21 protein-coding genes are annotated in these 24,438 nt (G+C 60.8%); 5 read left to right on the plus strand and 16 right to left on the minus strand.

The window, feature by feature from the left end; translation table 11 throughout:
• Positions 1–11 precede the first annotated feature (11 nt).
• From hutH to hutC, 8 genes are all read right to left on the minus strand, one after another.
• Complete coding sequence (gene hutH / locus H097_RS21140; RefSeq protein WP_032862351.1) at positions 12–1,535, minus strand: histidine ammonia-lyase; 1,524 nt, start codon at positions 1,533–1,535, stop codon at positions 12–14.
• Positions 1,536–1,670: 135 nt separating this feature from the next.
• A complete protein-coding gene (locus tag H097_RS21145) occupies positions 1,671–2,495 on the minus strand; it encodes a glycine betaine/L-proline ABC transporter ATP-binding protein (protein WP_050593423.1) in 825 nt (274 codons plus the stop codon).
• The gene (locus H097_RS21150) at positions 2,492–3,343 is read right to left on the minus strand and encodes a proline/glycine betaine ABC transporter permease (protein WP_032862254.1); all 852 of its coding nucleotides are present in this window, start codon (positions 3,341–3,343) and stop codon (positions 2,492–2,494) included. The genes H097_RS21145 and H097_RS21150 overlap by 4 nt, the downstream gene beginning before the upstream one ends.
• Positions 3,344–3,415: 72 nt before the next feature.
• Positions 3,416–4,384 (minus strand): ABC transporter substrate-binding protein, encoded by a 969-nt coding sequence (locus tag H097_RS21155; RefSeq protein WP_032862255.1) that lies wholly within the window; start codon positions 4,382–4,384, stop codon positions 3,416–3,418.
• A gap of 68 nt (positions 4,385–4,452) precedes the next feature.
• Complete coding sequence (locus H097_RS21160) at positions 4,453–5,910, minus strand: cytosine permease (RefSeq protein WP_032862256.1); 1,458 nt, start codon at positions 5,908–5,910, stop codon at positions 4,453–4,455.
• A 177-nt stretch (positions 5,911–6,087) separates the two neighbouring features.
• On the minus strand, positions 6,088–7,758 hold the full coding sequence (gene hutU, locus H097_RS21165; RefSeq protein WP_032862257.1) for a urocanate hydratase: 1,671 nt from the start codon (positions 7,756–7,758) through the stop codon (positions 6,088–6,090).
• A gap of 350 nt (positions 7,759–8,108) precedes the next feature.
• Positions 8,109–8,669: a HutD family protein gene (locus H097_RS21170; protein ID WP_032862258.1), complete on the minus strand. Its 561-nt coding sequence runs from the start codon at positions 8,667–8,669 to the stop codon at positions 8,109–8,111.
• On the minus strand, positions 8,666–9,376 hold the full coding sequence (gene hutC / locus H097_RS21175; RefSeq protein WP_223820148.1) for a histidine utilization repressor: 711 nt from the start codon (positions 9,374–9,376) through the stop codon (positions 8,666–8,668). Before hutC ends, H097_RS21170 begins: the two co-directional genes overlap by 4 nt.
• 147 nt (positions 9,377–9,523) lie before the next feature.
• On the opposite strand from hutC, the gene H097_RS21180 reads away from it, so the two are divergent.
• On the plus strand, positions 9,524–10,888 hold the full coding sequence (locus H097_RS21180) for a formimidoylglutamate deiminase (protein WP_032862260.1): 1,365 nt from the start codon (positions 9,524–9,526) through the stop codon (positions 10,886–10,888).
• Between the two features lie 112 nt (positions 10,889–11,000).
• Here H097_RS21180 and H097_RS21185 read toward each other — a convergent pair whose 3' ends face one another.
• Positions 11,001–11,924 (minus strand): LysR substrate-binding domain-containing protein, encoded by a 924-nt coding sequence (locus H097_RS21185; protein WP_032862261.1) that lies wholly within the window; start codon positions 11,922–11,924, stop codon positions 11,001–11,003.
• Positions 11,924–12,772: an EamA family transporter gene (locus tag H097_RS21190; protein ID WP_032862262.1), complete on the minus strand. Its 849-nt coding sequence runs from the start codon at positions 12,770–12,772 to the stop codon at positions 11,924–11,926. The genes H097_RS21185 and H097_RS21190 overlap by 1 nt, the downstream gene beginning before the upstream one ends.
• Before the next feature lie 543 nt (positions 12,773–13,315).
• On the opposite strand from H097_RS21190, the gene H097_RS21195 reads away from it, so the two are divergent.
• Complete coding sequence (locus tag H097_RS21195) at positions 13,316–13,624, plus strand: hypothetical protein (protein WP_032862263.1); 309 nt, start codon at positions 13,316–13,318, stop codon at positions 13,622–13,624.
• A 60-nt stretch (positions 13,625–13,684) separates the two neighbouring features.
• Here H097_RS21195 and H097_RS21200 read toward each other — a convergent pair whose 3' ends face one another.
• The gene (locus tag H097_RS21200; protein ID WP_032862264.1) at positions 13,685–14,254 is read right to left on the minus strand and encodes a lipocalin family protein; all 570 of its coding nucleotides are present in this window, start codon (positions 14,252–14,254) and stop codon (positions 13,685–13,687) included.
• A gap of 30 nt (positions 14,255–14,284) precedes the next feature.
• Positions 14,285–14,539: a lipoprotein gene (locus H097_RS21205; protein ID WP_032862265.1), complete on the minus strand. Its 255-nt coding sequence runs from the start codon at positions 14,537–14,539 to the stop codon at positions 14,285–14,287.
• Between the two features lie 232 nt (positions 14,540–14,771).
• Between H097_RS21205 and H097_RS21210 the strand changes: the two genes are divergently transcribed.
• Both H097_RS21210 and H097_RS21215 read left to right on the plus strand, forming a co-directional pair.
• Positions 14,772–15,044, plus strand: coding sequence for a type II toxin-antitoxin system Phd/YefM family antitoxin (locus H097_RS21210; protein ID WP_032862266.1), 273 nt, complete (start codon positions 14,772–14,774; stop codon positions 15,042–15,044).
• Entirely contained in the window at positions 15,041–15,364 is a 324-nt protein-coding gene (locus H097_RS21215) for a type II toxin-antitoxin system RelE/ParE family toxin (RefSeq protein ID WP_032862267.1), read from the plus strand. Before H097_RS21210 ends, H097_RS21215 begins: the two co-directional genes overlap by 4 nt.
• A gap of 147 nt (positions 15,365–15,511) precedes the next feature.
• Here the strand turns inward: H097_RS21215 and H097_RS21220 are convergent, their stop codons facing one another.
• From H097_RS21220 to H097_RS21235, 4 genes are all read right to left on the minus strand, one after another.
• Positions 15,512–16,525, minus strand: coding sequence for a class 1 fructose-bisphosphatase (locus tag H097_RS21220; protein WP_032862268.1), 1,014 nt, complete (start codon positions 16,523–16,525; stop codon positions 15,512–15,514).
• A gap of 111 nt (positions 16,526–16,636) precedes the next feature.
• Positions 16,637–17,974: a DUF3999 domain-containing protein gene (locus H097_RS21225; RefSeq protein ID WP_032862355.1), complete on the minus strand. Its 1,338-nt coding sequence runs from the start codon at positions 17,972–17,974 to the stop codon at positions 16,637–16,639.
• Complete coding sequence (locus H097_RS21230) at positions 17,974–21,048, minus strand: DUF2339 domain-containing protein (RefSeq protein ID WP_032862269.1); 3,075 nt, start codon at positions 21,046–21,048, stop codon at positions 17,974–17,976. The genes H097_RS21225 and H097_RS21230 overlap by 1 nt, the downstream gene beginning before the upstream one ends.
• A gap of 179 nt (positions 21,049–21,227) precedes the next feature.
• Positions 21,228–23,678 carry a glycogen/starch/alpha-glucan phosphorylase gene (locus tag H097_RS21235; RefSeq protein WP_032862270.1) on the minus strand — a complete coding sequence of 817 codons (2,451 nt, stop codon included), beginning with the start codon at positions 23,676–23,678 and terminating at the stop codon, positions 21,228–21,230.
• Positions 23,679–23,919: 241 nt separating this feature from the next.
• Here H097_RS21235 and H097_RS21240 point away from each other — a divergent pair, with 241 nt between their 5' ends.
• On the plus strand, positions 23,920–24,354 hold the full coding sequence (locus H097_RS21240) for a YkgJ family cysteine cluster protein (RefSeq protein ID WP_032862271.1): 435 nt from the start codon (positions 23,920–23,922) through the stop codon (positions 24,352–24,354).
• Positions 24,355–24,438: the final 84 nt, after the last annotated feature.

Raw genomic sequence — 24,438 nt, forward strand, 5'->3', positions numbered from 1 at the left:
TGAAATAGGGTTCAGTGCACATTCGGTAAAGCGTGGTTCAGCAAATCCGTGTTCTTGAGCAGCTTGGCGGCGGTCGCGATATCCGGCGCCAGCCAGCGGTCTTGCTCATAGGCCGGGACCTGCTCGCGCAGCAGGCGCCAGGCGGTGTGGGTGCCGGCGCCGAAGCCTTGTTCCTTGAGAAACTCAAAGGCCTGGGCCGCCAGCAGGTATTCGATGGCGAGGATCTGGGTGACGTTGTCCAGCACCGCATGCAGCTTGAGCGCGGCATTGGTGCCCATGCTCAGGTGGTCTTCCTGCAGGCCCGAGGTGACGAAGTTGTCGAGCACCGCCGGCTGCGCCAGTTGGCGATTTTGCCCACACAGGGAAGCGGCAACGTACTGCACGATCATCATCCCCGAGTTGACGCCAGGGTTGCTCACCAGGAAGGCCGGCAGGCCGCTGACATGGGGGTTGATCAGGCGATCCAGGCGGCGCTCGGCGATGGAACCGATTTCGGCCATGGCGATGGCCAGCATGTCCGCCGCCAGCGCCACGGACTGGCCATGCGGGTTGGCCTGGGAGACCACGCGGTAGCTGTCCGGCGTGCCCAGCAGCAAAGGGTTGTCGGTGGCACCGTTGAGCTCGGTCTCGATCTGCCGGGTGGCGTGCTCCAGTTGATCGCGGGCAGCACCGTGGACTTGAGGGATCGAGCGGATGCTCAACGCGTCCTGGGTGCGAATGCCCTTGCTCGCGGCGATCACTTCACTGCCGTCGAGCAGCGCGCGCAAATTGATCCCCACTTGCTGCATACCGGGGTGCGGCTTGAGGGCAATGATTTGCTCGTCGAATGCGTCGATCTGCCCGCGCTGTGCTTCAAAGCTCATGGCCCCGATCACATCGGCCCATTGCAGCAAATGGTGGGCATCGGCCAGGGCCAGGCAGCTCAGGCCGCTCATGCACGGCGTGCCATTGACCAGGCACAGGCCGTCCTTGGCGCCGAGTACAACTGGCTGTAGGCCTTCGGCGGCCAACGCCGCCTGGGCCGTAACGATCTGACCCCGATAGCTGACATTGCCCACGCCCAGCAAGGCAATGCCGATATGCGCCATATGGGTCAGGTAGCCCACCGACCCCTGGGACGGCACCTGCGGGGTGATGCCGTGGTTGAGCAGCGCCAGCAGCGAATGCACCACCTGCGGATGCAGGCCGGACTTGCCCTGGCTGTAGTTGATGATCGCCGCACAGATGATTGCGCGGGTCTGCTCATTACTCAGCGGCGCGCCGACACCACAGGCGTGGCTGAGTAAGGTGTTACGCGACAACTGGCTCAGTTGCTCGCCCTCGAGCGACACGTTGCACAAGGCGCCCAGGCCGGTGTTGACGCCATAGGCGCGCTCGCCGCTGGCGACGATGCGCTGCACGATGGCCTGGGCGTTGTCGATGCGCGCCCAGGCCTGGCCCGACAGCCCCAGTTCGGCGCCAAAACGAGCGACGGCGACCACGTCCTGCCAGTGCAGCGGGGTGTCGGCGATGATGATTTTTTTAGCCTGGGACATCTTCATACCTTCTTCAATTCTTTTCAGCCTTGCCGCCTCTTCGCGAGCAAGCCCGCTCCCACAGGGGAAACGCATTCCAAATGTGGGAGCGGGCTTGCTCGCGAAGAGGCCAGCCAACTCACCACAAAACCCGGCTCAGACCACCGCCGCCCGCCGCTGAACAAAGCGGTCCACATACTCGTCCGCCGGCGAATGCAGGATCTCCCGCGGCGTGCCGACCTGGATCAGCTTGCCGTCCTTGAGGATCGCAATGCGGTTGCCGATGCGCACAGCCTCGTCCAGATCGTGGGTGATAAACACGATGGTCTTGTGCAGGGTCTTTTGCAGTTCCAGCAACTGGTCCTGCATCTCGGCGCGGATCAATGGGTCGAGGGCGCTGAACGCCTCGTCCATCAGGATGATGTCCGTGTCGGCCGCCAGGGCCCGGGCCAGCCCCACGCGCTGGCGCATGCCGCCCGACAGCTGGTGCGGGTATTTGTTTTCGTAGCCCTTCAGGCCCACGGTTTCGATCCAGTGCAACGCGCGCTCGGTGCACACCTGCTTGGTTTCGCCACGCACTTTCAGGCCATAGGCCACGTTGTCCAGCACACTCTTGTGCGGCAGCAGGCCGAAGCTCTGGAACACCATGCTGATCTTGTGCCGGCGGAACTGGCGCAAGGCGTCCATGTCCAGTTGCAGGATGTCTTCGCCGTCTACCAGGATCGCGCCGCTGGTGGGGTCGATCAGGCGGTTGAAGTGGCGCACCAGCGTGGACTTGCCGGAGCCCGACAGGCCCATGATCACAAAAATCTCGCCGGTACCGATGCTCAGGGACAAGTCATTGACGCCCACCACGCAACCGGTCTGGGCCAGCACCTGGTCCTTGGTCTTGCCCTGGCCAATCAGCGCCAGCGCCTCTTTGTCCCGCGCACCGAAAATCTTGAATACGTTTTTCACTTCGATCTTGCTGACAGTGGTCATTTGCTCGCCTCATGCCGTGGACGGCCATAGGCCTGGGTAATGCGGTCGATGACCACAGCGAGAATCACAATCGCCAGGCCGGCTTCAAGGCCGCGCCCAACGTTAAGGGTCTGGATACCGACCAGTACGTCTTCGCCCAGGCCACGGGCGCCGATCATCGAGGCGATCACCACCATCGACAGGGCCATCATGGTGGTCTGGTTGATCCCGGCCATGATGCTCGGCAGGGCCAGCGGCAGTTGCACACCAAACAGTTGCTGCCAGCGGTTGGCACCGAAGGCATTGATGGCTTCCATCACTTCACGGTCCACCTGGCGAATGCCCAGGTCGGTCAGGCGAATCAGCGGCGGTGCGGCGTAGATCACCGTGGCGAAAATCGCTGGCACTTTGCCTAGGCCAAACAGCATCAGTACCGGGATCAGGTACACGAAGCTGGGCATGGTTTGCATGATGTCCAGCAACGGCATCAGCACCGCGCGCAGGCGATTGCTGCGTGCCGAAAGGATGCCCAGCGGGATGCCGATCAATACCGAGATCACGGTCGCGACCAGCATCAGCGCCAGGGTCTGCATCAGTTTGTCCCACAGGCCGACCGCGCCGACCAGGAACAGCAGGCCGACGATTACCGCCGTGGTCACTACCTTGCGGGTGGCGTGCCAGGCAACGCCGCCGACAATCGCCAGCATCAGCCACCAGGGCGCCATGCGCAGCAGGCCTTCCAGGTTGACGATGGCCCACAGCAAGGTGTCGGAAATTTGCCGGAACACATCGCCGTAATTGGTCACTAATGCATCGACCCAACCGTTGACCCAGTCGGCGATGGAAAACGTAAAACTCTCAGGAAACATAACGTGCTCTCGATCCAATGGAGTGTGGCCGGGTGCCCGGCTGCCTTTTCAGGGTAGCCGGGAGCACTGTGCCTACAAGGCCGCGTCGATTTTCTTGGCTGCGTCTTCACTGACCCAGGCGTGCCAGACTTCCGGGTGTTCCTTGAGGAAAATCTTCGCCAGCTTCGACGAATCAATGCGCTCTTTGCTCATGCGCGCCAGGTTCTGGTTGAGCAGGTCGATCGGCAGGTTGACCTTTTCCAGCACCGCCACCAGTTCCGGGGCTTGCTCGTGGAAGGTCTTGGACAGGCCGACCTTGATGGTCACGCTTTTATCCACGCCAGGTTTTTCGTCGAGTTTGACCAGGTCCACCTGGCCCATCAGCGGCGTTGGCGTCCAGTAGTAAAACAGGATCGGCTCGCCACGTTTGTAGCTCGACAGCACCGCCGCATCCAGTGCCGGGCCGGTGCCTGGGCGGAAGTTGGTATAGGAACTTTCCAGGCCATAGCTCTTGAGCATTTCGCTGTTGTCCAGCTCACAAGTCCAGCCGGCCGGGCAGTTGTAGAAGCGGCCCTTGGACGGCTCTTCCTGGTCCTTGAATACCGCAGAGTACTTGGCCAGGTCGGCAATGTTTTTCAGGTCCGGCGCCTTGGCTTCGAGCTTGCGCTTGGCGTCGCCTTCGATCACGTAGCGTGGCACGTACCAGCCTTCAACAGCACCGACCACGGGCGCACCGACACCCACGACTTTGCCGGCCTTCTCGGCCTTCTTCCACACTTCGCTGCGGCCAACCCACTCCTCGGCGAAGATCTGAATATCGTTGCTGCCCAGGGCGTTTTCCATGGTGATGGAGTTGCCCGGCAGGCTATCGGTTTTGCAGTCGTAGCCTTTTTCCAGGACCACTTGCAGGACATCGGTCAGCAACATGCCGCTTTCCCAATTCAGGCCGGCGAATTTCACCGGTTTGCCCGACTCGCACCAACCGGCTGCCTGAGAGGCGCCAGCAGCGGTGAGCAAGCCTGCGGCGAGCAATGGGGTCAGCAAGGTCTTATGCATTTTCATTGTGTGACGCTCCCAATCATGAAATGGATTACGGCAGTCAAAAGGCATCCTGCCTCGTCCACGTCCCATCAGGCTTGTGCAAGCTGCCCGGTTGTTGTTGATACAGCGCCCTGCTCTACCGGCAGGATCAGTCGTTCAGGGATTGCGCCGTGCCATTTTTTTGCACATACGTAATACAGGGCTGCTGGCAGTACCAGGCCGATGATCCAGGAAATATCCACACCTCCCAGGGCGGCCACCAGGGGGCCGGTGTAGAACTTGGTGGCGATGAACGGCAATTGCACCAGCACGCCGAACACATAGACGCTGATACCGAGCAGGTTCCACCGGCCGTAGCGACCGTTCGGGTCGGCCAATGCCGGTACGTCATAGCGATCGCGGGTGATGCAGTAGTAGTCCACCAGGTTGATCGCGCTCCAGGGCGTAAAGAACGCCAGCAAGAACAAGATGAAGGACTTGAACGCACTGAGGAACGAGTGCTGGCCGAGCAACGCGATCAGGGTCGCAGCACCGACGATGAGCAGCACGAAAGCCAGGCGCTGCAAGCGCGTCACCTCCATGCGCCCCCGAAAGCCGCTGACAATGGTCGCAATGCACATGAAGCTGCCGTAGGAATTGAGCGTGGAGATGGTGACCTTGCCGAACGCGATGCTGAAGTACAGCAGCGCCGCCGTGGCCCCCGTGCCACCCAGCCCCACGATGTAGGCCACTTCGTTACCGGCAAATTGCCCGTTGGACATGGCGGCGGCGAACACCCCAAGGATCATCGCCACCTGTGCGCCAATGACCGAACCTGCGCCTGCGGCCAGAAAGGTTTTCACCGAGGACGTATTGCTCGGCAGGTAGCGCGAATAGTCAGCCACGTAGGGGCCGAAGGCGATTTGCCAGGAGGCCGCGAGCGACACTGCGAGCAAAAAACTGCTCCAACTGAAGTGACGGATTTGCAGGAGTGCGCCAATGTCGGTCTGGCTCATCAGGCGGCTGAACAGGTAGACAAAGGCAATCACGCCAATGACGCTGGCAACACGCCCGATGAAATGGATCACCCGGTAACCGAGCACCGTGACCAGCACAATGACACTGGCGAAGATAAGGATGCCGACACTGTCGCTGACCCCAAACAACTGGCCCAGTGCCTGGCCGGAAAGCACCGTCCCGGTTGCGGTGAAACCGAGGTACATCAAGCACACCAGCACGATCGGAATGGCCGCGCCATACACACCGAACTGCACCCGGCTGGAGATCATCTGTGGCAGGCCGAGCCTTGGCCCTTGCGCCGCATGCAACGCCATCACGCCGCCGCCCAGCAGTTGACCGATCAACAGACCGATCAACGACCAGAACACATCACCGCCCAACACCACGGCCAGGGCCCCGGTGACAATCGCGGTGATTTGCAGGTTGGCGCCCATCCACAGGGTGAACTGGCTCAATAGACGACCGTGTCTTTCCGCTTCCGGGATGTAGTCGATCGAACGCCTTTCGATCAACGGGGTGGAGCTTGCACGCGCGTCGTTTGCAGCCATGGGTGTTCAACCTCTGATGGATTGTTTTTCGGTGGTGCGGATGAAGCAGGTCTTGTGTACACAGCAGTTCAAATGTGGGAGCTGGCTTGCCTGCGATACGCGCGACGCGGTCTGTCAGGCAGACCGCAGTGATGCCATCGCGGGCAAGCCCGGCTCCCACAGGAGCCGAGCCAGCCGTTATTTGATCATCGGCAGGTTCAGGCCCTGCTCCTTGGCGCAGTCGATAGCGATCTGGTAGCCCGCATCGGCATGGCGCATCACTCCGGTAGCCGGGTCGTTATGCAGCACCCGCGCAATCCGCTCGGCGGCTTCATCGGTACCGTCGCAGACAATCACCATCCCCGAATGCTGGGAGAAGCCCATGCCTACGCCGCCACCGTGGTGCAGCGAGACCCAGGTCGCGCCGCTGGCGGTGTTGAGCAAGGCGTTGAGCAACGGCCAGTCAGACACAGCGTCGGAACCGTCCTGCATGGATTCGGTTTCGCGGTTCGGGCTGGAAACCGAGCCGGAGTCCAGATGGTCACGACCGATCACCACCGGTGCCGACAACTCACCGCTGCGCACCATCTCGTTGAATGCCAAACCCAGCTTGGCGCGCTGGCCCAGGCCAACCCAGCAGATACGCGCCGGCAGGCCCTGGAAGCTGATGCGTTCGCGGGCCATGTCCAGCCAGTTGTGCAGGTGGGCGTCGTCGGGGATCAGTTCCTTGACCTTGGCGTCGGTCTTGTAGATGTCCTGCGGGTCGCCCGACAGTGCCGCCCAACGGAACGGGCCGATGCCACGGCAGAACAGCGGGCGGATGTAGGCCGGTACAAAACCCGGGAAGTCGAAGGCATTTTCTACACCTTCTTCTTGCGCCATCTGACGGATGTTGTTGCCGTAGTCGAAGGTCGGAACCCCCATTTTCTGGAAGTCCAGCATGGCCTGGACGTGTACGGCCATCGACTGCTTGGCCGCCTTGATCACCGCCGCCGGTTCGGTCTTGGCGCGCGCGCGGTATTGGTCCCAGGTCCAGCCAGCCGGCAGGTAACCGTTGAGCGGGTCGTGGGCGCTAGTCTGGTCGGTGACCATGTCCGGGCGTACGCCGCGCTTGACCAGTTCAGGCAGGATTTCAGCAGCGTTGCCAAGCAGGGCAATGGAGATGGCCTTGCCTTCCTTGGTGTACTTGGCGATGCGCGCCAGGGCGTCGTCGAGGTCGCTGGCTTGTTCGTCGACATAGCGGCTGCTCAAGCGAAAATCGATACTGACCTGCTGGCATTCAATGTTCAGCGAGCAGGCACCGGCCAGGGTCGCGGCCAACGGTTGTGCGCCACCCATGCCGCCCAGGCCGGCGGTGAGGACCCAACGGCCAGTCAGGTCGCTGTTGTAATGCTGGCGACCGGCTTCGACGAAGGTCTCGTAAGTGCCCTGGACGATGCCCTGGCTGCCGATGTAGATCCAGCTGCCGGCGGTCATCTGGCCGTACATGGCCAGGCCCTTGGCATCCAGCTCGTTGAAATGTTCCCAACTGGCCCAGTGCGGTACCAGGTTGGAGTTGGCGATCAGTACACGCGGGGCATTGCTGTGGGTCTTGAATACGCCGACCGGCTTGCCCGATTGCACCAGCAGGGTTTCGTCGTCATTGAGGTGGGTCAGGCTTTCGACGATCTGGTCGTAGCACTCCCAGTTACGCGCCGCACGCCCGATACCGCCATACACCACCAGCTCCTTGGGGTTTTCGGCCACTTGTGGGTCGAGGTTGTTCATCAGCATGCGCAGCGGCGCTTCAGTCAGCCAGCTTTTGGCAGTGAGCTTGTTACCGCGGGCAGCGCGGATTTCGACGTCACGGTACTTGGTGGGCTTACTCACGAAAAATTCCTCTGCGATCAATGCGCGAACATGATGGGTGCGAAGAGGATTGCCTGTGACTCTTACGCACACATATTTACTTGTACATACAAGCATATGCAATCAAGCGGCCAACTTGGATTGGACGAGGTGGAGATTTTTCTGGAGATGAGTGAAAGCCCCGGAAAACAAGGCTTTTCGGCTTGATGAAATTTCTTACAAAGGGGTTTTGAAGTGCCGCAGGATTGCTACTGAAGCAGGGCATTGCGCCATGCTGGGGCATTCGGTAACAACTTGGTGCGGGACTGGAAACAGATTTTGTAGCCTATGAAGATCCAAATGTGGGAGCGGGCTTGCTCGCTCCCACATTTTTAATCGTGTGCGGTCAGTTCGATCAGGCAGCAGCGGCCAGTTACCGCAATGTCCAACAGGCCGGTGTTACCGTCCACCTGCAAGCAATCATGATGGCCCAGCACTTCGCCAAGCGCCTTCACCTCATCAGCCACGCTGAACACCAGCACGGTATGCGCAGTACTGAAAAACTGCTGCACCCCATCCACCCACTGCAAACGTGCGTGGTAACACTGGGGCGCATAGATCAGGTTGAAGTCGCGGATCGGCCCGGTGATCAAGCGGCACGCGACCTGGCTTTCGCCACTGAAGGCAAAGGGCTGCAGCGGTAACAACCCACGCTGCTCCTCGCCATCCACGGTCAACACCATACCGGCGCCCTGGATCACAGTGATCACCCGCTGATAGCCGGCAAACGTGGAAAAACCACCCGACTCGGCGATATCGGCAATCGACAGGCGCCAACCAAAACCGTCCAGGCCGTGGCCTGCGTCCCGGGTGATTTCTTCGGTACTGCCGCCGCCGTTTTTCCACGGCATGCGCACGTAATCAGCGGCGCGCCAGACCTTTACCGTAGTCATTTGCTGAAACGCCCTTCGAGGCTATGACGCGAGCCAGGGTGGATCAACCGCGCCGCCGTCACCGGCTGGCGACCGGACCAGGTGCGCCTGCGAATCAGCAGGCACGGCTCGCCGGCCTCGATCTGCAACAACTGGCACTCCTGCGGGTCAGCCAGGATGGCTTCCACCACATGCTCGCCCTCGGTCAATGGCGCCACTTGGTTGAGATAGGCGTAAGGGGTTTGCTGGGTGAAATCCTGTTGCAGGTACTGCGGTGCGACCAGGGCGTTGACGAAGCGGTCTTCGATTTGCACCGGGATATCATTTTCGTAGTGCACGATCAGCGAGTGGAAGACGCGCCCGCCTTCGCGCATTTCCAGGGCCACGGCCCGCTCGGACCCGGCGGCTTCTTCGCCCAGGGTGATCACCTTGCAGGTGTGACGATGGCCACGGGAGGCAATCTCGTCCGCGATGTTATGCACCTCGAACAGCGCCGACTGACTCTTGGGCTCGGCGACGAAGGTGCCGACGCCCTGCATGCGCACCAGCAGGCCTTCGGCGGTCAGCTCCCGCAGGGCGCGGTTGATGGTCATGCGGCTGAAGCCCAACTGGCTGACCAGTTCGCTTTCCGACGGCACGCGATAGTGCGGCGGCCAGTTGCCGTTGAGAATCTGCTGGCTGATCATCTGTTTGACGCGGGCATACAAGGGCGCCGGACTTTCGTCCATGTGGGCAGCCAGTGGAGACTTGGCGGGCGGAGTCGGCACGGGGAATCCTTGCAGGGGGAAAAGATGCATAGATTGCCGGAGTTTACCGAGCAGGCAAACGTCTGTATATGTATATACAAATAAACACACGACCGGGGTGCCTTGATCATGTCCGCTTTCTTTGCCGAACGCGCGCTGCTGCCTAATGGATGGGCCAACGATGTACGTCTTGAAGTCAGCGCCGATGGCCTGCTGACCAACGTGACGGCCAATGCCAGCGCAGACGGTGCCGAGCGGCTCAGGGGCCCGTTGCTGCCGGGCATGCCGAACCTGCACTCTCACGCATTCCAGCGGGCCATGGCGGGGCTGGCGGAAGTCGCCGGCAACCCCAATGACAGCTTCTGGACCTGGCGCGACCTGATGTACCGCATGGTCGGCCAGATCAGCCCCGAGCAATTGCAGGTCATCGCCCGCCAGCTGTATATCGAGATGCTCAAGGCCGGCTACACCTCAGTCGCCGAGTTCCACTATGTGCACCACGATGTCAGCGGCCAGCCGTACGCCGACCCCACCGAACTGTCACGCCAGATCAGCCTGGCGGCGGCCAGCAGCGGCATCGGCCTGACGTTGTTGCCGGTGCTGTACAGCCACGCAGGTTTTGGCGGCCAGGCACCGAACGACGGCCAGCGCCGGTTTATCAACAGCACCGAAAACTACCTGGACCTGCAAGCGCGTTTACAACCGATAGTGGCCGCACAACCGGCGCAGCAACTGGGCCTGTGTTTCCACTCATTGCGCGCGGTAACGCCGCAACAGATCAGCGCAGTTCTGGCCGCCAGCGACAAGGCCTGCCCGGTACATATCCACATCGCCGAACAGCAAAAGGAAGTCGACGACTGCCTGGCCTGGAGCGGCAAGCGCCCGCTGCAATGGCTGTATGACAATGTCGACGTCGACCAGCGTTGGTGCCTGGTGCACGCCACCCACGCCAACCCCGAAGAAGTGACGCTGATGGCCCAGAGCCGAGCGATTGCCGGGCTGTGCCTGACCACTGAAGCCAACCTGGGCGACGGGATTTTCCCGGCGGTGGACTTCCTGGCCCAGGGTGGGCGCATGGGGATTGGCTCTGACAGCCATGTGTCGTTGAGCGTGGTCGAAGAACTGCGCTGGCTGGAATACGGCCAGCGCCTGCGCGACCAGCGGCGTAACCGGCTGTATCGCAGCGATCAACCGATGGTCGGGCGTACGTTGTTCGACGCAGCCCTGGACGGTGGCGCCCAGGCCTTGGGCCAGCCGATTGGCCGACTGGAAGTGGGCAAGCGTGCGGACTGGCTGGTGCTGGACGGCAATGATCCGTACCTGGCGACGGCCAGTGAAGACGGGATTCTCAACCGCTGGCTGTTCGCCGGGGGTGATCGGCAAGTGCGTGATGTGCTGGTCAATGGCCAGTGGGTGGTGCGCGATGGGCGGCATGCTGGCGAGGAAGAGAGCAGCCGGGCCTTCACGCAGGTTCTTAGAGACCTACTGTCCTAACAGTACATCCCACTGTAGGAGCTGGCTTGCCAGCGATGACGGATTGCCAGTCAATAAATTCATTGGCTGACCCACCGCTATCGCTGGCAAGCCAGCTCCTACATGGACCTCTTCAGCTACAGATTTGCGGACACTGCTCGCGGACTTCTCCCACAAACTCATCGGCAGTCGCCTTGAGCCAAGCAAATAGCCGGGCGATATCCGGCTCAGACTGTCGCCCGTTTCGACAAATGATGTAGTACGCCGCCGGTGACATCATCACCGGACAGTTCAAAGCCAGCAGGCTCCCCTCTTTCAGCGCGTCATACACCAGCGCCGTCCTGCCCAGAGCAATCCCGCCGCCTTTGACCGCCAGACTGATGGCCTGACTGGAATCCGCAAACCGCGGGCCATGGTGAGACGGCACAGGCGCCATCCCCTGGAATGCAAACCAGCCGTCCCAGCCTGGACACACTTGATCGTCGACCCGATGAATCAACGAGTGCCGCGCGATATCCTCCAGCGCAATATCGCCATTGGCCCGCACAAACTCCGGCGAGCAGACCGGGAACACGCCATCACGCATCAGCAGTTCGACATGATGCTCCGGATAGTCGCCGTACCCCATCACCACCGCGACGTCGTATTGATGGGCACCCAGGTTATCGGTACTGGTCAACACCAGATCCAGATTGAACGAAGCCTCTGCATGAGAGCCATGCAGCCTGGGAGTCAACCATGTCGAACAGAGGGACGAGGTGCACGAAAAATAGAGCGGCTGGGGTGTGCTCAGGTTGAGCGAATGCAGCACGGCATCCAACTCGTTGAAAAAACCAGCCGTCACCGGCAACAAGGCCTGCCCGGCGTCGGTCAGCTTGACACCCCGCGAGTGGCGCTCAAACAACTGCACGCCCCACCACTCCTCCAGTCCGGAAATTTGGTGACTGATGGCGCTGGCGGTGAGGTTAAGGCCAGCAGCTGCACGAGCGAAACTGCCGGTCTGTGCGGCACTGACAAACGCTTGAAGCATGGGTGTCGGAGGTGGGCGCTGGGCCATCAGGTGCTCACTTTGATCAGGATGATCCCGCAAACAATGACAAGCGCCGAAAGCATCCGCCGCCAGCCGAACCGTTCATGGAAGAACAGCGCGGCAATAATGGCGCCGATAATAACACTGGTTTCCCGCAGCGCTGACACCTTGGCGACCGCATCCAGCGACAGCGCGAACAACACCAGGCCGTAGGACGCGAGGTAAAAAATACCGCCCAGCATGCCTACCCGCCAATGGCTGCGAATTGCCTGGACGAAACTCGTACGCGCTTTCAAAAACGCCAGCAGCGGAATCGGAATGCTCTGGAACACAGTCAGGTAGATGATGTATTGCAGTACCGTCTGACTGGCTCTTACACCCTTGGCATCCACTACTGTGTAGGACGCAATAAACACCCCCGCGCCCACCGCCATCAGGATCGGCCTGAGCCTGTGCGCCGTCATCCTGCGCACAAACGTCAGGCTGATAATCCCCAGGCAGATCAACAGCACCCCCGCCATCGCCTGGAACGACAGGTGTTCGTGCAGCAGAAAGTAGGAAAACAGCGCGACCAATACCGGCGGCACGCCGCGCATCACCGGGTAGACCTGGCCGAAGTCGCCCGTTTCATAGGCCTTGATCAGAAACAGTCGATAGACCGTATTGAGCACCACCGAAAGCAGGACATAACCCCAGACCTGCAGGCTCGGCACATCGACCAGCGGCAGCGCCGCGAGGCAGATCAGCAATGCGGTGCCATCGACCAGGGCCAGGGTCATGAAACGGCTGCTACCGGCCCGAACCACCGCATTCCAGGTGGCGTGCATAAAGGCGGAGATCAGGACCAGGGTGATCGCAATATCGGAGTTGTCCATGGGGTGGGGCCGTTCAGAGGAAAAGGCGGGTATTTAACTCAGCCTCGCGCGCTGGCCAGAAGCGAATCCTCATCAGCACAGCCATCAAAATCCATCATCGACGCCGGAACCCTCTGTAGGAGCGAGCTTGCTCGCGAAAAACGTCAACGATAACGCGTGCTTACTGAATGAATGCGGCGCCTGTAAGTTTTTCGTCGGAACGCCGCCCGGAGACAAGCTCGCTCCTACAATTTGGTCATGGTTTGTAAAGGGCCAGCAAGGCGTGTCCCTTTAAATTGCAGGACGTTTCCGAGACAATCCCTGCCGCCTTGTGTCTGTTGGAATCGATGGCTAGCCTGCGCTCCGTCACTGCTCATCAGTGATCGGGTTTAGTCGCCCGGTACATCACAAGGTGCATGGTCCCATGAAGTTTTATGGTGGCTGTGCGCAGGGCACCCTCGGGTGCGCCGGATTTCCTTGTGGCCGGTCGACTAACCTGCGTACAGCCGCCACCCTTCGTTTAGTCGCGACGGACCGGCTCCGATTCTCACAAGGAGCTTCGCCATCCATAAACTTGTCCCCGACCCACCTCGTGATCCCGCCAAAGACCGCGCCGCGTTCAACCGCGCCATCGACCATTACCTGCCGACCCGGGAAGTTCACAGCAACCACGCAGACTTGAGCTTCGAAGATGCGTTGCTCTATACCGCCAGCCTGCTGGACAGTGCCTGCGCGACGGCACTCGATTGCACAGAGTCGCTGGAGAGCCCCGAGCGGGCGAAGGTGTTGGCGGTGTGGCATCTACTGGAAATGGCCAAGACCACCGTCGATCAATCGATTGAGTGCCTGCACCCTGCCAGGGCAAAAACCTGAGTGCAAAAAAAGGCGGGCTTGTATGGCAAGCCCGCCTTTTTTAATCGACCCGTGGCCAGGTTACTGCGAGGTCTTCGCCATCTGCTTGTCCGACGTACGCCAGATCAACCGCGTGGTGTCGTAACCCTGCTGGCGTGCCCTGCTGAGCAGGTCTTCGCGGGTGTCGGCGCTGACAGTCGGCGTTCGCGACAGCAGCCACATGTAGCGTCGGCTCGGGCTGCCGACGATGGCAGTCTTGTAGTCATCGCTGACGTACAACACCCAGTAATCACCCTTGGCCACACCCGGCAGCAATGCGGTGAACCAGTTGTTGAATTCGACCCACAGCTTGTCAGTCTTGCCCGGTACTTGCGGCGTGGCCGTGCCCTTGGCTTCTTCCCACTTCCACTCGGTGGTCAGGCAGCGGTTGAACACTGACATGTCACCATCGGGCAGCAGGGAGTAACGCGCCTCGGACTGCGCGCAGTTACGCTGGAAGTACATGGGCAGGCGGGCCAACTCGTACCAGGTGCCCTGGTAACGCTTGAGGTTGACACTGCCGACAGTCTTGGGTTGCAGATCATCGCCAGAATGGCTGGCGCAGCCTGCCAAAAACAGGCTGGCGCAAAGGTACAAAACAAAACGCATCATTCTTCTTCTCCCGCAGGCTTTCGCCCCGGTTTACTTCAGGCCTTGCCCGGAAAACATCAGAACTTTGTCACCGGCGTACTGCACGCTGATAAAGCTGGTTTTGTCGCCCCAGGTGCAGCTGGACATGCCCAGCGCGCCGGAACAATCAGTGGGCTTGCCCAGCAATGACTCCACCTCGGCCTTGGCCATGCCAGCCGAAAGCTTCTGGTAGTTTTCCTGGGTGACCTTGCTGCAAGCGGCCAGCAGGACGCAAAAACACAAGAGGGCGATACGGCGTAACGACATGGTAGAGCTCCTGGAGGGACACACAGCAGTGGGGATCTGCCAGAAGCTTAGAAGGGAAAAGGGGGGTCTGGTTCCCGGAAGGGGGTGGTATTTCTTTTTTCTACAAAATGGCCTTTTTCGAAAATTTTTAAACGAGTAGATCGCCGCCTTTCGTCGATCAGACTGATTGAACAGACCAGAAACAACTAAATTAAGACTAAAATCAGTCCTAATTTCAAGTAGGGGTCTTGTAATGAAATTCTCATCCCAGATAAAACCGATCAGTTACCTGAAAAGCCATACCGCAGAGATCGTCAAGAACCTCACAGAAAGCCGCGAACCGCTGGTCATCACCCAAAATGGTGAGGCAAAATTAGTCGTAATGGATGTGAAGAGCTTTGAAGAGCAAGCGGAAACGATGGCGCTGTTGAAGCTTTTGGCACTAGGCAACCGACAAATTGAGCTGGGCCAGTTTCAGGATATGGAGGACGTGTTCGCTGAACTGGATCAGGACGAAGCTCAATGACTTATCGAGTTGTTATTCTTCAATCTGCAAAAAACGATCTGAAAGAACTCAAGTCCTACCTCACGCGACAGTTCTCTACATCAACCTGGCAACAGACTTACGAGTTGCTCAAACAGGCTTTACGCCGCCTGGAAACCCAACCGTATGCAGGCTCGATGCCGGAAGAAATCGAAAAGCTGAACCTGACCCAGTACCGACAAGTTATCTGCGCAATGAACCGGATCATCTACGAAGTCCGAGACAAGACCCTCTACATCCACATCATTGCCGACACACGTAGAAACCTGCAGGCACTGCTACTCAAAAACCTTATCCAATAAAAAGCCCCGCAACGCTGAAACGTTTCGGGGCTTGATCTGACGCGCAAGGTTCACTGTAGGAGCGAGCTTGCTCGCGAAAAAAGTACAGCCAAGGCAGCAATGCTGCCTGGAATACTTTCGCGAGCAAGCTCGCTCCTACAGAAGGCGTTACGCCTTCTTGTGGTAACCGGTCACACGCGCCACTTCTTCCTTGGAGCCCAGGAACACCGCTACACGCTGGTGCAGGCCTTCAGGCTGGATGTCGAGGATGCGCTGGTGGCCGTCGGTGGAAGCACCGCCGGCTTGTTCGACCAGGAACGACATCGGGTTGGCTTCGTACATCAAGCGCAGTTTGCCCGGCTTGGACGGCTCGCGGCTGTCGCGTGGGTACATGAACAAGCCACCACGGGTCAGGATGCGGTGTACGTCAGCGACCATCGCGGCCACCCAGCGCATGTTGAAGTTCTTCTTCAACGGGCCTTCTTCGCCTTCCATCAACTCGTTGACGTAGCGCTTGACCGGCTCTTCCCAGTGGCGCTGGTTGGACATGTTGATCGCGAATTCCTGGGTAGAGGCAGGAATCGAGATGTCTTCGTGGGTCAGCACGAAGCTGCCCATTTCACGGTCCAGGGTGAAGCCCTTGACGCCATCACCCAGGGTCAGCACCAGCATGGTCTGTGGGCCGTAGATCGCATAACCGGCAGCAACCTGCTCGGTGCCTGGCTGCAGGAAGGCCTTTTCGTTCAGGGCTTCGTTCTGGCTCAGGTATTCGTTCGGGCAACGCAGTACCGAGAAGATGGTGCCGACTGGCGCGTTGATGTCGATGTTCGACGAACCGTCCAGCGGGTCGAATACCAGCAGGTAGGCACCCTTGGGGTATTTGCCCGGGATCTGGTAGGCATTGTCCATTTCTTCGGACGCCATGCCGGCCAGGTGACCGCCCCATTCGTTGGCTTCGAGCAGGATTTCGTTGGAAATCACGTCGAGTTTCTTCTGCACTTCGCCTTGCACGTTTTCAGTGCCCATGCTGCCCAGGACGCCGCCCAGCGCGCCCTTGGACACGGCGTGGCTGATTTCCTTGCAAGCACGCGCCACCACTTCGATCAAAAAGCGCAGATCGGCAGGGGTGTTGTTGCTGCGGGTCTGCTCAATCAAATAGCGACTCAGGGTAACGCGGGACATGGACGGCTCCGGAGAATGGGGGGCTAAAAACCCGCGCAGTTTAGCGCGAGTCGGGGCGCATTTCCTCCTATCAGACGAGATAACCCTGACAGAGTTCATGCAACCCCCGGCTCAGGGCTTGGGCACAGGCTTGCGCAACAGACTGTAGGCCATCGCCCCGAGTGCCGCCACGCCCAGCAACAGCACGGCCCACAGGCCGACTGCCTGCCAGTTGATGCCTGCGGCCTTGGGTGCGACAGGTGGATTGAGCCGCCACTCGCCATCGAGCCTGGCCTGGCCCAAACCTGCCAGACGCTGGGGGCTGTAGTCAGGAATCAGCGTCGTCAACGACAGGTTCGCCGCCTTGGCCGACGGATTGCCCACCGCCAGGGTAAACGGCGGTTCGCCCCGTGCCAGAAACACCAATTGCGTGGCCCGCACGGCAAAGCTCAACGCCGGTGCCTGGGGCCCCAAGCCACCGCCGCGCTCATCGACATCCAGCTTGAGTTGCTGGACCGGGTAACCGGGCAACTGCAATTGATCCTGGGTGACTTCTTGCCCACCCTGCGTCAAGCGGTAGAGCAAGCCACGACTCAACGGTTGCCACACCTGCTGGCTGTCCTGGCGCCCCAGCAGGCCAACTGGAGCCAGGCTGTTGGGTTGGCGCAACTCGATGCGGACCCGCTCGATGTTCAGCGCGGTGGGCAACTGCCAGCTGTATTGCCCAGGCTGGATGACGCTACCGGCCAGTGGCTGCGACCACACCAGCGGCAATGGCTGGCTGTGAGTGCTCTGCACCTGGATCGACGTCAGCTCCGGCGCGGCCTGGCCTTTCCATAACAACCGCAAGTAGCGGGTGGACTGTCCGGGTAAAACCACTTCACGCTGCTCAACCCGTTCGTCGGCAAATGCCAGGCGCGCCACCTGCCCTTCGCCCCAGGATCGCCAGTGCTGCAAATCGTCGCTGGCTTCGATGCTGAAACGCTGGAAACCGTCATGCTCACTGCTCCAGTCGAGGATCAGCTTTTGCAGCGGCGCCTTGATTGCACTGGCATCCAGCAACCAACCACGACGCACCTGCACGCTGGTCGGCAACTCACCCATCGGTTGCACCTGGACCAAGGTTCCGGTGGCGCTGGACTGCACGCGCACGCCCGGTACGGTCTCGCCAGTGTTGTCGACGGCGTACAACGGGAACCCCTTCAGGCGGGCCAGGCTGTCTGCGTTTTCAGCCGACTGGCGCACCAACGCATACGCCTGGGGTTCACCGGCCGCGTTGAACACCCGCACATCACTGAGATCGGCCTGGCGGGCGCTCAATTGCACCGCCAACGGCAGCTCCAGTGTGTACCAGGGGCCTTCGCCGCTGATCGCCAGTGGTGCCTGGCTGCTGAAATCAGCGGGGGCTTCCCGGGCACCTGCCGTGAACGCGGTACACAGGCCCAGCAGTGTGATGCTCAGTTTGCCGATCAAGAGGTTGCTCCTTGGGGTTCACGCTTGGGCGGCAGCGGGGCGAAATACCCCACCACCAGCAACAGTCCGCCCACGCCGATAAACGACACGATCCGCTCCAGGCCGCCACGGTTGCTCAGCTCGACGAGGAACAGCTTGGCGACCACCACGCCAATCAGCGCCGCGCCAATCAGCCACACCTCCCGACGATTGCGCAGGTGACCGCCGATCATCAGGCCCAGGGCAATCAGGGTCCAGACAATCGACAGACCGGCCTGGACCAGCATTGACTCCAGCAACGCATCCAGATGAAACGGCACGCCACCCCAATGGTGCGCCGCACGCATCACCAACGCGGTGAAGAAGGCAAACAACGAAACCCCGGCCACGCCCTGCGCAATCCATGGGGTGCGCCCGCCCAATTGCGGCGCCGCGCTGCGCGCCCACAAGTACACGCCCAACAGCGCGAACAGCAGGCCAAGGTCCAAGGGGTTGAGCAACGGCACATAGGGCAACGGCTTGGCGGTACCGTCGCTGAAGATATTGGCCAACCAGAACCACACCAGCATCAGCGCGGCCAACGGCAGCGCCGCCAGCAGGCGGTATTCACGCGAATAGGCAGATATCGGCCACGGCCACTGACGCGGCGCAGCGATGGCGATCAGGTACAGGCTTGGGAAAATCGCCCAGCCCAGCCAACGCCAGGCGTTGTATTGCACCGACAGCACCAGCAAGCCATAGCGCAACTCCAGGGCGAGCATGCCGATCAGCATCCAGCAGCCCAGCACATGGGCGATGCTCAGGGCTTTGACCGGCGCCACGTTGCTCAACCGGCGCAGCGCGATGAAATGCACGGCGAACACGCTGATCCAGGCCAGCCAGCCAAATTCGGCCGCCGGGTGATAATAACGATGCGCCGAGACCAGCAGCACCATCGCCGCCGCCGGCATCAGCAACAGGCTCAGGGCGCCCAGCGATGCCCAGCGCAGGCGCACGGCCAACAGGGTCCAGAGCGCCACACTGGCCGCCGCGGCCGCCAACAGGAACGTGGCTTGCAGCTCCGGTGGTGTGAAGCGCAGCACTTCGTTGCTCAACGCCGACGCCCACCAGATCACGCCCCAGGCCAGCAGCCCGTCCGAGATGCGCGGCAACTTGAGCCCGTCAAACACCGACGATTGACCCGTACCCTGCAAACGCCAGGCGCCCACAAATGCCGCCAGGCCCACGAGCATCGGCGCCCAGAATGCGAGGTGCCGGAACGCCGGCCACTCTTCATCGATCCATGGCGCCCACCACAACAGCAATGCGCCGCCCAGCACTTGCACAGCAAGCCCCGCGAACAGGAAGGTGCGCGAAGCGATGTGCAGGCCGACAAACAGCGTCACCGCGCCCGCCAGCGCCCAACTGATTGCCGTACCGTTAATCGACAACAGCAACGGCGCCAGCAAGTACAAGCCGCCCAGCCCCAAGCCGGCCAACACCGGCAAGCCGTAGCGCTCCCAGCCAGACACCTGCCCATCGCCCGCCTTGCGCAGTTGCCAGAAGCTGAACAGCAATGCCACGCCAAGCAGCAACGCACCCAACGGTGCCCCCTCAAGCAGTGTGTGTTCGCCCGCCTCCAACTCACTGAGAAACGCCAGTGCCGACCCCAGTTGCAGCAACAGGCCAAACCCGCGCGCCAGCAAGCGCTGCTGGCGCAGGCCCAGCCAGAAGATCCCAGCGCCTTCCACCGCCCAGGCCGCAGCCGTCCAGCGCGCATCCAGGCCCAGCGGGATCGCCAGGCTGGCAAAGATCACACCCAGGGCCAGGCAGGTTTCTGCGAGCAACACCGTACGCCCGCCACTGAGCACACGCGCCAGGAGCATATAGATGATGCCCAACGCCAACGCGCTGAATGCCGGCGCGAACGCCAGGTGTTGCACCAGGGTGAACTGCAAGCCGAACGCCACAATCGGCGGGCCGAACAACAGGCCACCATCGACATAATCGCCCTTGGCCGCCGACCAGCGCAGCAGTGCGCCACGGCTGTCATCGGCCGGGGCATCGCTCATTTCCAGGAGTTTGCGCCGCGCAAACAGCAGGCCGATGGCCAGGTACATCAGGAAAAACACAATCAGGAACGGCTCGGTACTCCATAGCAACTCCGGCGTGTAGGAGCGAATCCCCCAGGCAAAGCCAATGCCGAAGGTGCCGGCAAAGCCAATCACATTGAGCAAGCGCCAGGCCTTGAACCAGGCAATGGCGAGGATGCCAACGTTGAGCAAAGTGAAGTAACTGAACAGCGCCACATGGCTGCCCTCGCCGGTGGACGCCAGGATCGGCGCGGCGAAACCGCCCAGGGCGGCGGCGCAGGCCAGGCCGATGGCGTCCTGGGTAATCGCGAGGATCGCCGAAAACAGCGTCACCGCCACCAGCAGGCCGAGTGCCGCGCCGGGGTCGAGCAAAGGGTGCAGACGCATGGCGGCGAATACCGTCAGGTACAACACGGCGATGCCGGTGCCTTGCAGGATCAGCGCGTAATTGCCGTTGCGCAGGCGCAGCCACCAGCCCAGGCCCAGCAAGCCCAGGGCGCAGGCAGCAACCCCGGCGTAACGCAGTTCGATGGGCACATCGACGCCTTCAGTGGCATAACGCAGCAAAAAGGCCAGGCCAAGAAACAGCAGCACCACGCCCACGCGCAGCACGGTATTGCCGCCCAGCAGCCAGTTGCGCGCCCCCAAAATGGCACGTTCGATCAGGTTGGGGCCGCGGGGAATTTCGGGTTCAGCGACGCGCGCAGCAGCGGCAGGTTTCCACAGGTCGTCCGGTAGTGGCTGAGTGGGTTCGGGGGGATAGGTCGGTTGCAGTTCGGCGGGCAGTTCCCAGACCAGCTCGGGTGCAGCCACGGGTTCAGCAATGGGCGGTTCGACTTGAGGCGGCTTTTCCAGCACCGCGAGGCGTTGCTCCAGAGCCTTCAAGGCGCTGCCCAGGTTCGACAGACGAATGGCTTGGCCAATCCCCAAACCCAGTAGCGCACCGAAGCCTGCGTCACTGAACGATTCATCCAGTGCCCAGCCAAGCACCAGGCCAATCAGCATGAACATCCATTGCATGGTCGAGATCCCTAAGCAAACCGAGGCCTAGTATATCGATGCAATCCCAATGTGGGAGGCTTGTGTGGGAGCTGGCTTGCCTGCGATAGCATCCCCTCGGTGTCACTGATACACCGAGGCGCCTGCATCGCAGGCAAGCCAGCTCCCACACAAGCCCGTCACACCTCGCTTTGCGCCGTCTAGTCCAAGGCTTTCCAGATCTCGGTCGCATATTCCCGGATGGTGCGGTCCGAGGAGAACCAACCCGTGCGTGCGGTATTGAGCACCGCCGAACGCCACCATTCCTTGGAATCATGCCAATGGGCCTCGACCCGCGCCTGGGCGTCCCAGTAGGAATCAAAGTCGGCACACACCAGGAAACGGTCGTAGTAGATCAACGAGTCGATCAGCCCCACATAACGGCCCGGATCGTCCGGCGAGAACACCCCGCCACGGATCGCTTGCAGCACGTCGTTCAGGCGGTGGGAGGCGGCAATATCAGGGCTGGCATTAAATTCTCCGGCCTGTTTGCGTGCTTCGACCTGCTCGGCACTCAGGCCGAAAATGAACATGTGCTCGCCGCCGATGCGTTCGTGCATCTCGACGTTGGCGCCGTCCATGGTGCCGATGGTCAGCGCACCATTGAGGCCGAACTTCATGTTGCTGGTGCCCGAGGCCTCGAAGCCTGCGGTGGAGATCTGCTCCGACAGGTCAGCCGCCGGAATGATGTTTTCTGCCAGGCTGACGTTGTAGTTGGGCAGGAACACCACTTTGAGCAAGCCACGCACGGTCGGGTCGTTGTTCACGGTGCGGGCGATGTCGTTGGTCAGCTTGATGATCAGCTTGGCCTGGTGATAACTGGCCGCTGCCTTGCCGGCGAAGATCTTCACCCGTGGCACCCAGTCCACTTCGGGCTCGGCGCGAATCGCCTGGTACAGGGCGACGGTGTGCAGCAGGTTGAGCAACTGGCGCTTGTATTCGTGGATGCGCTTGACCTGCACATCGAACATCGCCGCCGGGTTGACCGAAATGCCCAGGCGCTCGTGGATGATGTCCGCCAGCACCCGCTTGCTGTGCAGGCGCTGCTCGGCGAAGGCTTTGCGAAAGGCGTCTTTCTCGGCGAAGGTTTCCAGCTCTACCAGGCGCTGTTCCATGTTGTCGAGAATGTCCGGCCCGAGGGCCTCCACCAGCATCGCGGTGAGCTTGGGGTTGGCCTGGAACAGCCAGCGGCGGAAGGTAATGCCGTTGGTCTTGTTGTTGATACGGTCGGGGTAGAGCTTGTGCAGTTCGGAAAACACCGTGCTGCGCATCAATTGGGTATGCAGGCCGGAAACGCCGTTGACGCTATGGGAACCGAGAAACGCCAGGTTGCCCATGCGTACGCGGCGGCCGTTGTCTTCCTCGATCAGCGATACGGCGCGCAGTACGTCAAAATCGTGAATGCCCTTGGCCCGCAGCGAGTCGATGTGCTGGGCGTTGATCAGGTAGATGATCTGCATGTGCCGGGGCAACATGCGCTCCATCAGGCCCACCGGCCAGGTTTCCAGGGCTTCGGGCAGCAAGGTGTGGTTGGTGTAGGACAGCGTCTCGACGGTGACCTGCCAGGCCGCATCCCAGGCGATATCGTGCAAATCGACCAACTGGCGCATCAATTCGGCCACGGCGATCGACGGGTGAGTGTCGTTGAGCTGGATCGCCGCGTGTTCACCCAGGCTCAGTACCGAGCCGTGCATGTTTTTGTGGCGGCGCAGCAAGTCTTGCAAAGAGGCGGCAACGAAGAAGTATTCCTGGCGCAGGCGCAATTCCTGCCCTGCTTCGGTGCTGTCGGCCGGGTAAAGCACCCTGGAGATGCTTTCGGCACGGGCCACTTCGGCCACGGCGCCCAAATGGTCGCCGGCATTGAAGCGCTCCAGGTGCAGGTCTTCCACGGCCCGCGCACGCCACAAGCGCAAGGTGTTGACGCTGGCACCGCGCCAGCCAACGACCGGAGTGTCGTAGGCCACTGCGCGCACGGTCTCGCTGGGCGTCCAGACCTGGATTGATTTGCCGGACGCATCCAGCACAGTCTCGACGCTGCCGCCAAAGCCGATCGGGTAAATCACCTCGGCGCGCTCGAACTCCCAGGGGTTACCGAAATCCAGCCAGCGTTCGGTCTGTTCCTGCTGCCAGCCATCGACAATCGCCTGGCGAAACAGGCCGTGCTCGTAGCGAATACCATAGCCATGGCCGGCGATACCCAGGGTCGACATGCTTTCCATAAAGCACGCGGCCAGGCGTCCCAGGCCACCGTTGCCCAGGGCCGCATCGGGCTCCAGCAGGCGAATGCGCTCCAGGTCCACGCCCAACTCGCCTAGAGCTTCGCGCGCCACCTCCAGCAGGCCGAGGTTGCTCAGGCTGTCAAACAGCAGACGGCCAATCAGGAACTCCAGGGACAGGTAATACACCCGCTTCTGCCCGCGCCGGTAGATATGCCGGGTATGGTCCATCCAGTGATCGACCATATGGTCGCGCGCCGCCAGGGCGATGGCTTCGAACCAGTCGTGGTCGAAGGCGTGATCGGGATCCTTGCCCACCGCGTAAGTGAGTTTGGTCAAGACGGCATCGCGAAATGCGGCTACCTCTGCTTCTCGTACAAGCGGTTCCTGAGACATCGGTGCGACCTCGGGCGAGATAGAAGAAGGGAAATCCTAGAGCCTAGACGGTCTGACAAACGGCATGGCTGACGGTTCGGCAGTTTTTTCACTGATTGCCTGGCGCAGGAATTAGATGCAGGGGCCGTGCCCAACTCAGGCAGCGAATCAGCCTTTGAGCCGAAACCCGCAAAATATTGTTCAAAAAATCACCAATCCCGGTATGATCGCGCGCCCGGACAAAGCCCCTCTTGGAAACCTGATGAAGCCTCAACTGATCGCCGCCGCGGAACTCGACCGTCTCGAAACGTGGCAGAAATACTCCAGCCACATGTGCGGCGGCTGCACGTCCAACTGCTGCACCCTGCCGGTTGAGGTGAAGATCAAGGATTTGATCCGCATTGGCATCGTCGACGAATTCGAGCGCGGTGACCCGCCGAAGAACATCGCCAAGCGTTTGCAGAAGGAAGGCATCGTCGAGCGTTTCAACTCCAAATCCGAGATCTTTACCCTGCAGCGCATGAGCAACAACGACTGCCTGTACCTGGATCGTAAGACGCGCTTCTGCACTATTTATGACAAGCGCCCGGATACCTGCCGTAACCACCCGAAGATCGGGCCACGGCCGGGGTATTGCGCGTACAAGCCCAAGGAAGTGGTGCGTGAGACCAAGCTGCGTACGCTCGACAAGTTCTAAATGTTTGTTGCCTGACAGATCGCCATCGCAGGCAAGCCAGCTCCCACAGTTGATCGCGTTCATCCTGAATAAACTCGGTCAATG

Source organism: Pseudomonas sp. FH4, from assembly GCF_000510915.2.
In the GTDB taxonomy this organism is placed as follows: Bacteria; Pseudomonadota; Gammaproteobacteria; order Pseudomonadales; family Pseudomonadaceae; genus Aquipseudomonas; species Aquipseudomonas brenneri.

What these genes read in the sequence shown, in the direction of transcription:
- hutC (WP_223820148.1), bottom strand. Translation starts at nt 9,376, where the DNA reads ATGGACGAAAGTCCGGCGCCCTTGTATGCCCGCGTCAAACAGATGATC.
- H097_RS21220 (WP_032862268.1), bottom strand. Translation starts at nt 16,525, where the DNA reads ATGTCCCGCGTTACCCTGAGTCGCTATTTGATTGAGCAGACCCGCAGC.
- H097_RS21230 (WP_032862269.1), bottom strand. Translation starts at nt 21,048, where the DNA reads ATGCAATGGATGTTCATGCTGATTGGCCTGGTGCTTGGCTGGGCACTG.
- H097_RS21205 (WP_032862265.1), bottom strand. Translation starts at nt 14,539, where the DNA reads ATGTCGTTACGCCGTATCGCCCTCTTGTGTTTTTGCGTCCTGCTGGCC.
- H097_RS21180 (WP_032862260.1), top strand. Translation starts at nt 9,524, where the DNA reads ATGTCCGCTTTCTTTGCCGAACGCGCGCTGCTGCCTAATGGATGGGCC.
- H097_RS21160 (WP_032862256.1), bottom strand. Translation starts at nt 5,910, where the DNA reads ATGGCTGCAAACGACGCGCGTGCAAGCTCCACCCCGTTGATCGAAAGG.
- hutH (WP_032862351.1), bottom strand. Translation starts at nt 1,535, where the DNA reads ATGTCCCAGGCTAAAAAAATCATCATCGCCGACACCCCGCTGCACTGG.
- H097_RS21150 (WP_032862254.1), bottom strand. Translation starts at nt 3,343, where the DNA reads ATGTTTCCTGAGAGTTTTACGTTTTCCATCGCCGACTGGGTCAACGGT.
- H097_RS21155 (WP_032862255.1), bottom strand. Translation starts at nt 4,384, where the DNA reads ATGAAAATGCATAAGACCTTGCTGACCCCATTGCTCGCCGCAGGCTTG.
- H097_RS21210 (WP_032862266.1), top strand. Translation starts at nt 14,772, where the DNA reads ATGAAATTCTCATCCCAGATAAAACCGATCAGTTACCTGAAAAGCCAT.
- H097_RS21200 (WP_032862264.1), bottom strand. Translation starts at nt 14,254, where the DNA reads ATGATGCGTTTTGTTTTGTACCTTTGCGCCAGCCTGTTTTTGGCAGGC.
- H097_RS21215 (WP_032862267.1), top strand. Translation starts at nt 15,041, where the DNA reads ATGACTTATCGAGTTGTTATTCTTCAATCTGCAAAAAACGATCTGAAA.
- H097_RS21185 (WP_032862261.1), bottom strand. Translation starts at nt 11,924, where the DNA reads ATGGCCCAGCGCCCACCTCCGACACCCATGCTTCAAGCGTTTGTCAGT.
- H097_RS21145 (WP_050593423.1), bottom strand. Translation starts at nt 2,495, where the DNA reads ATGACCACTGTCAGCAAGATCGAAGTGAAAAACGTATTCAAGATTTTC.
- H097_RS21190 (WP_032862262.1), bottom strand. Translation starts at nt 12,772, where the DNA reads ATGGACAACTCCGATATTGCGATCACCCTGGTCCTGATCTCCGCCTTT.
- H097_RS21240 (WP_032862271.1), top strand. Translation starts at nt 23,920, where the DNA reads ATGAAGCCTCAACTGATCGCCGCCGCGGAACTCGACCGTCTCGAAACG.
- H097_RS21170 (WP_032862258.1), bottom strand. Translation starts at nt 8,669, where the DNA reads ATGACTACGGTAAAGGTCTGGCGCGCCGCTGATTACGTGCGCATGCCG.
- H097_RS21235 (WP_032862270.1), bottom strand. Translation starts at nt 23,678, where the DNA reads ATGTCTCAGGAACCGCTTGTACGAGAAGCAGAGGTAGCCGCATTTCGC.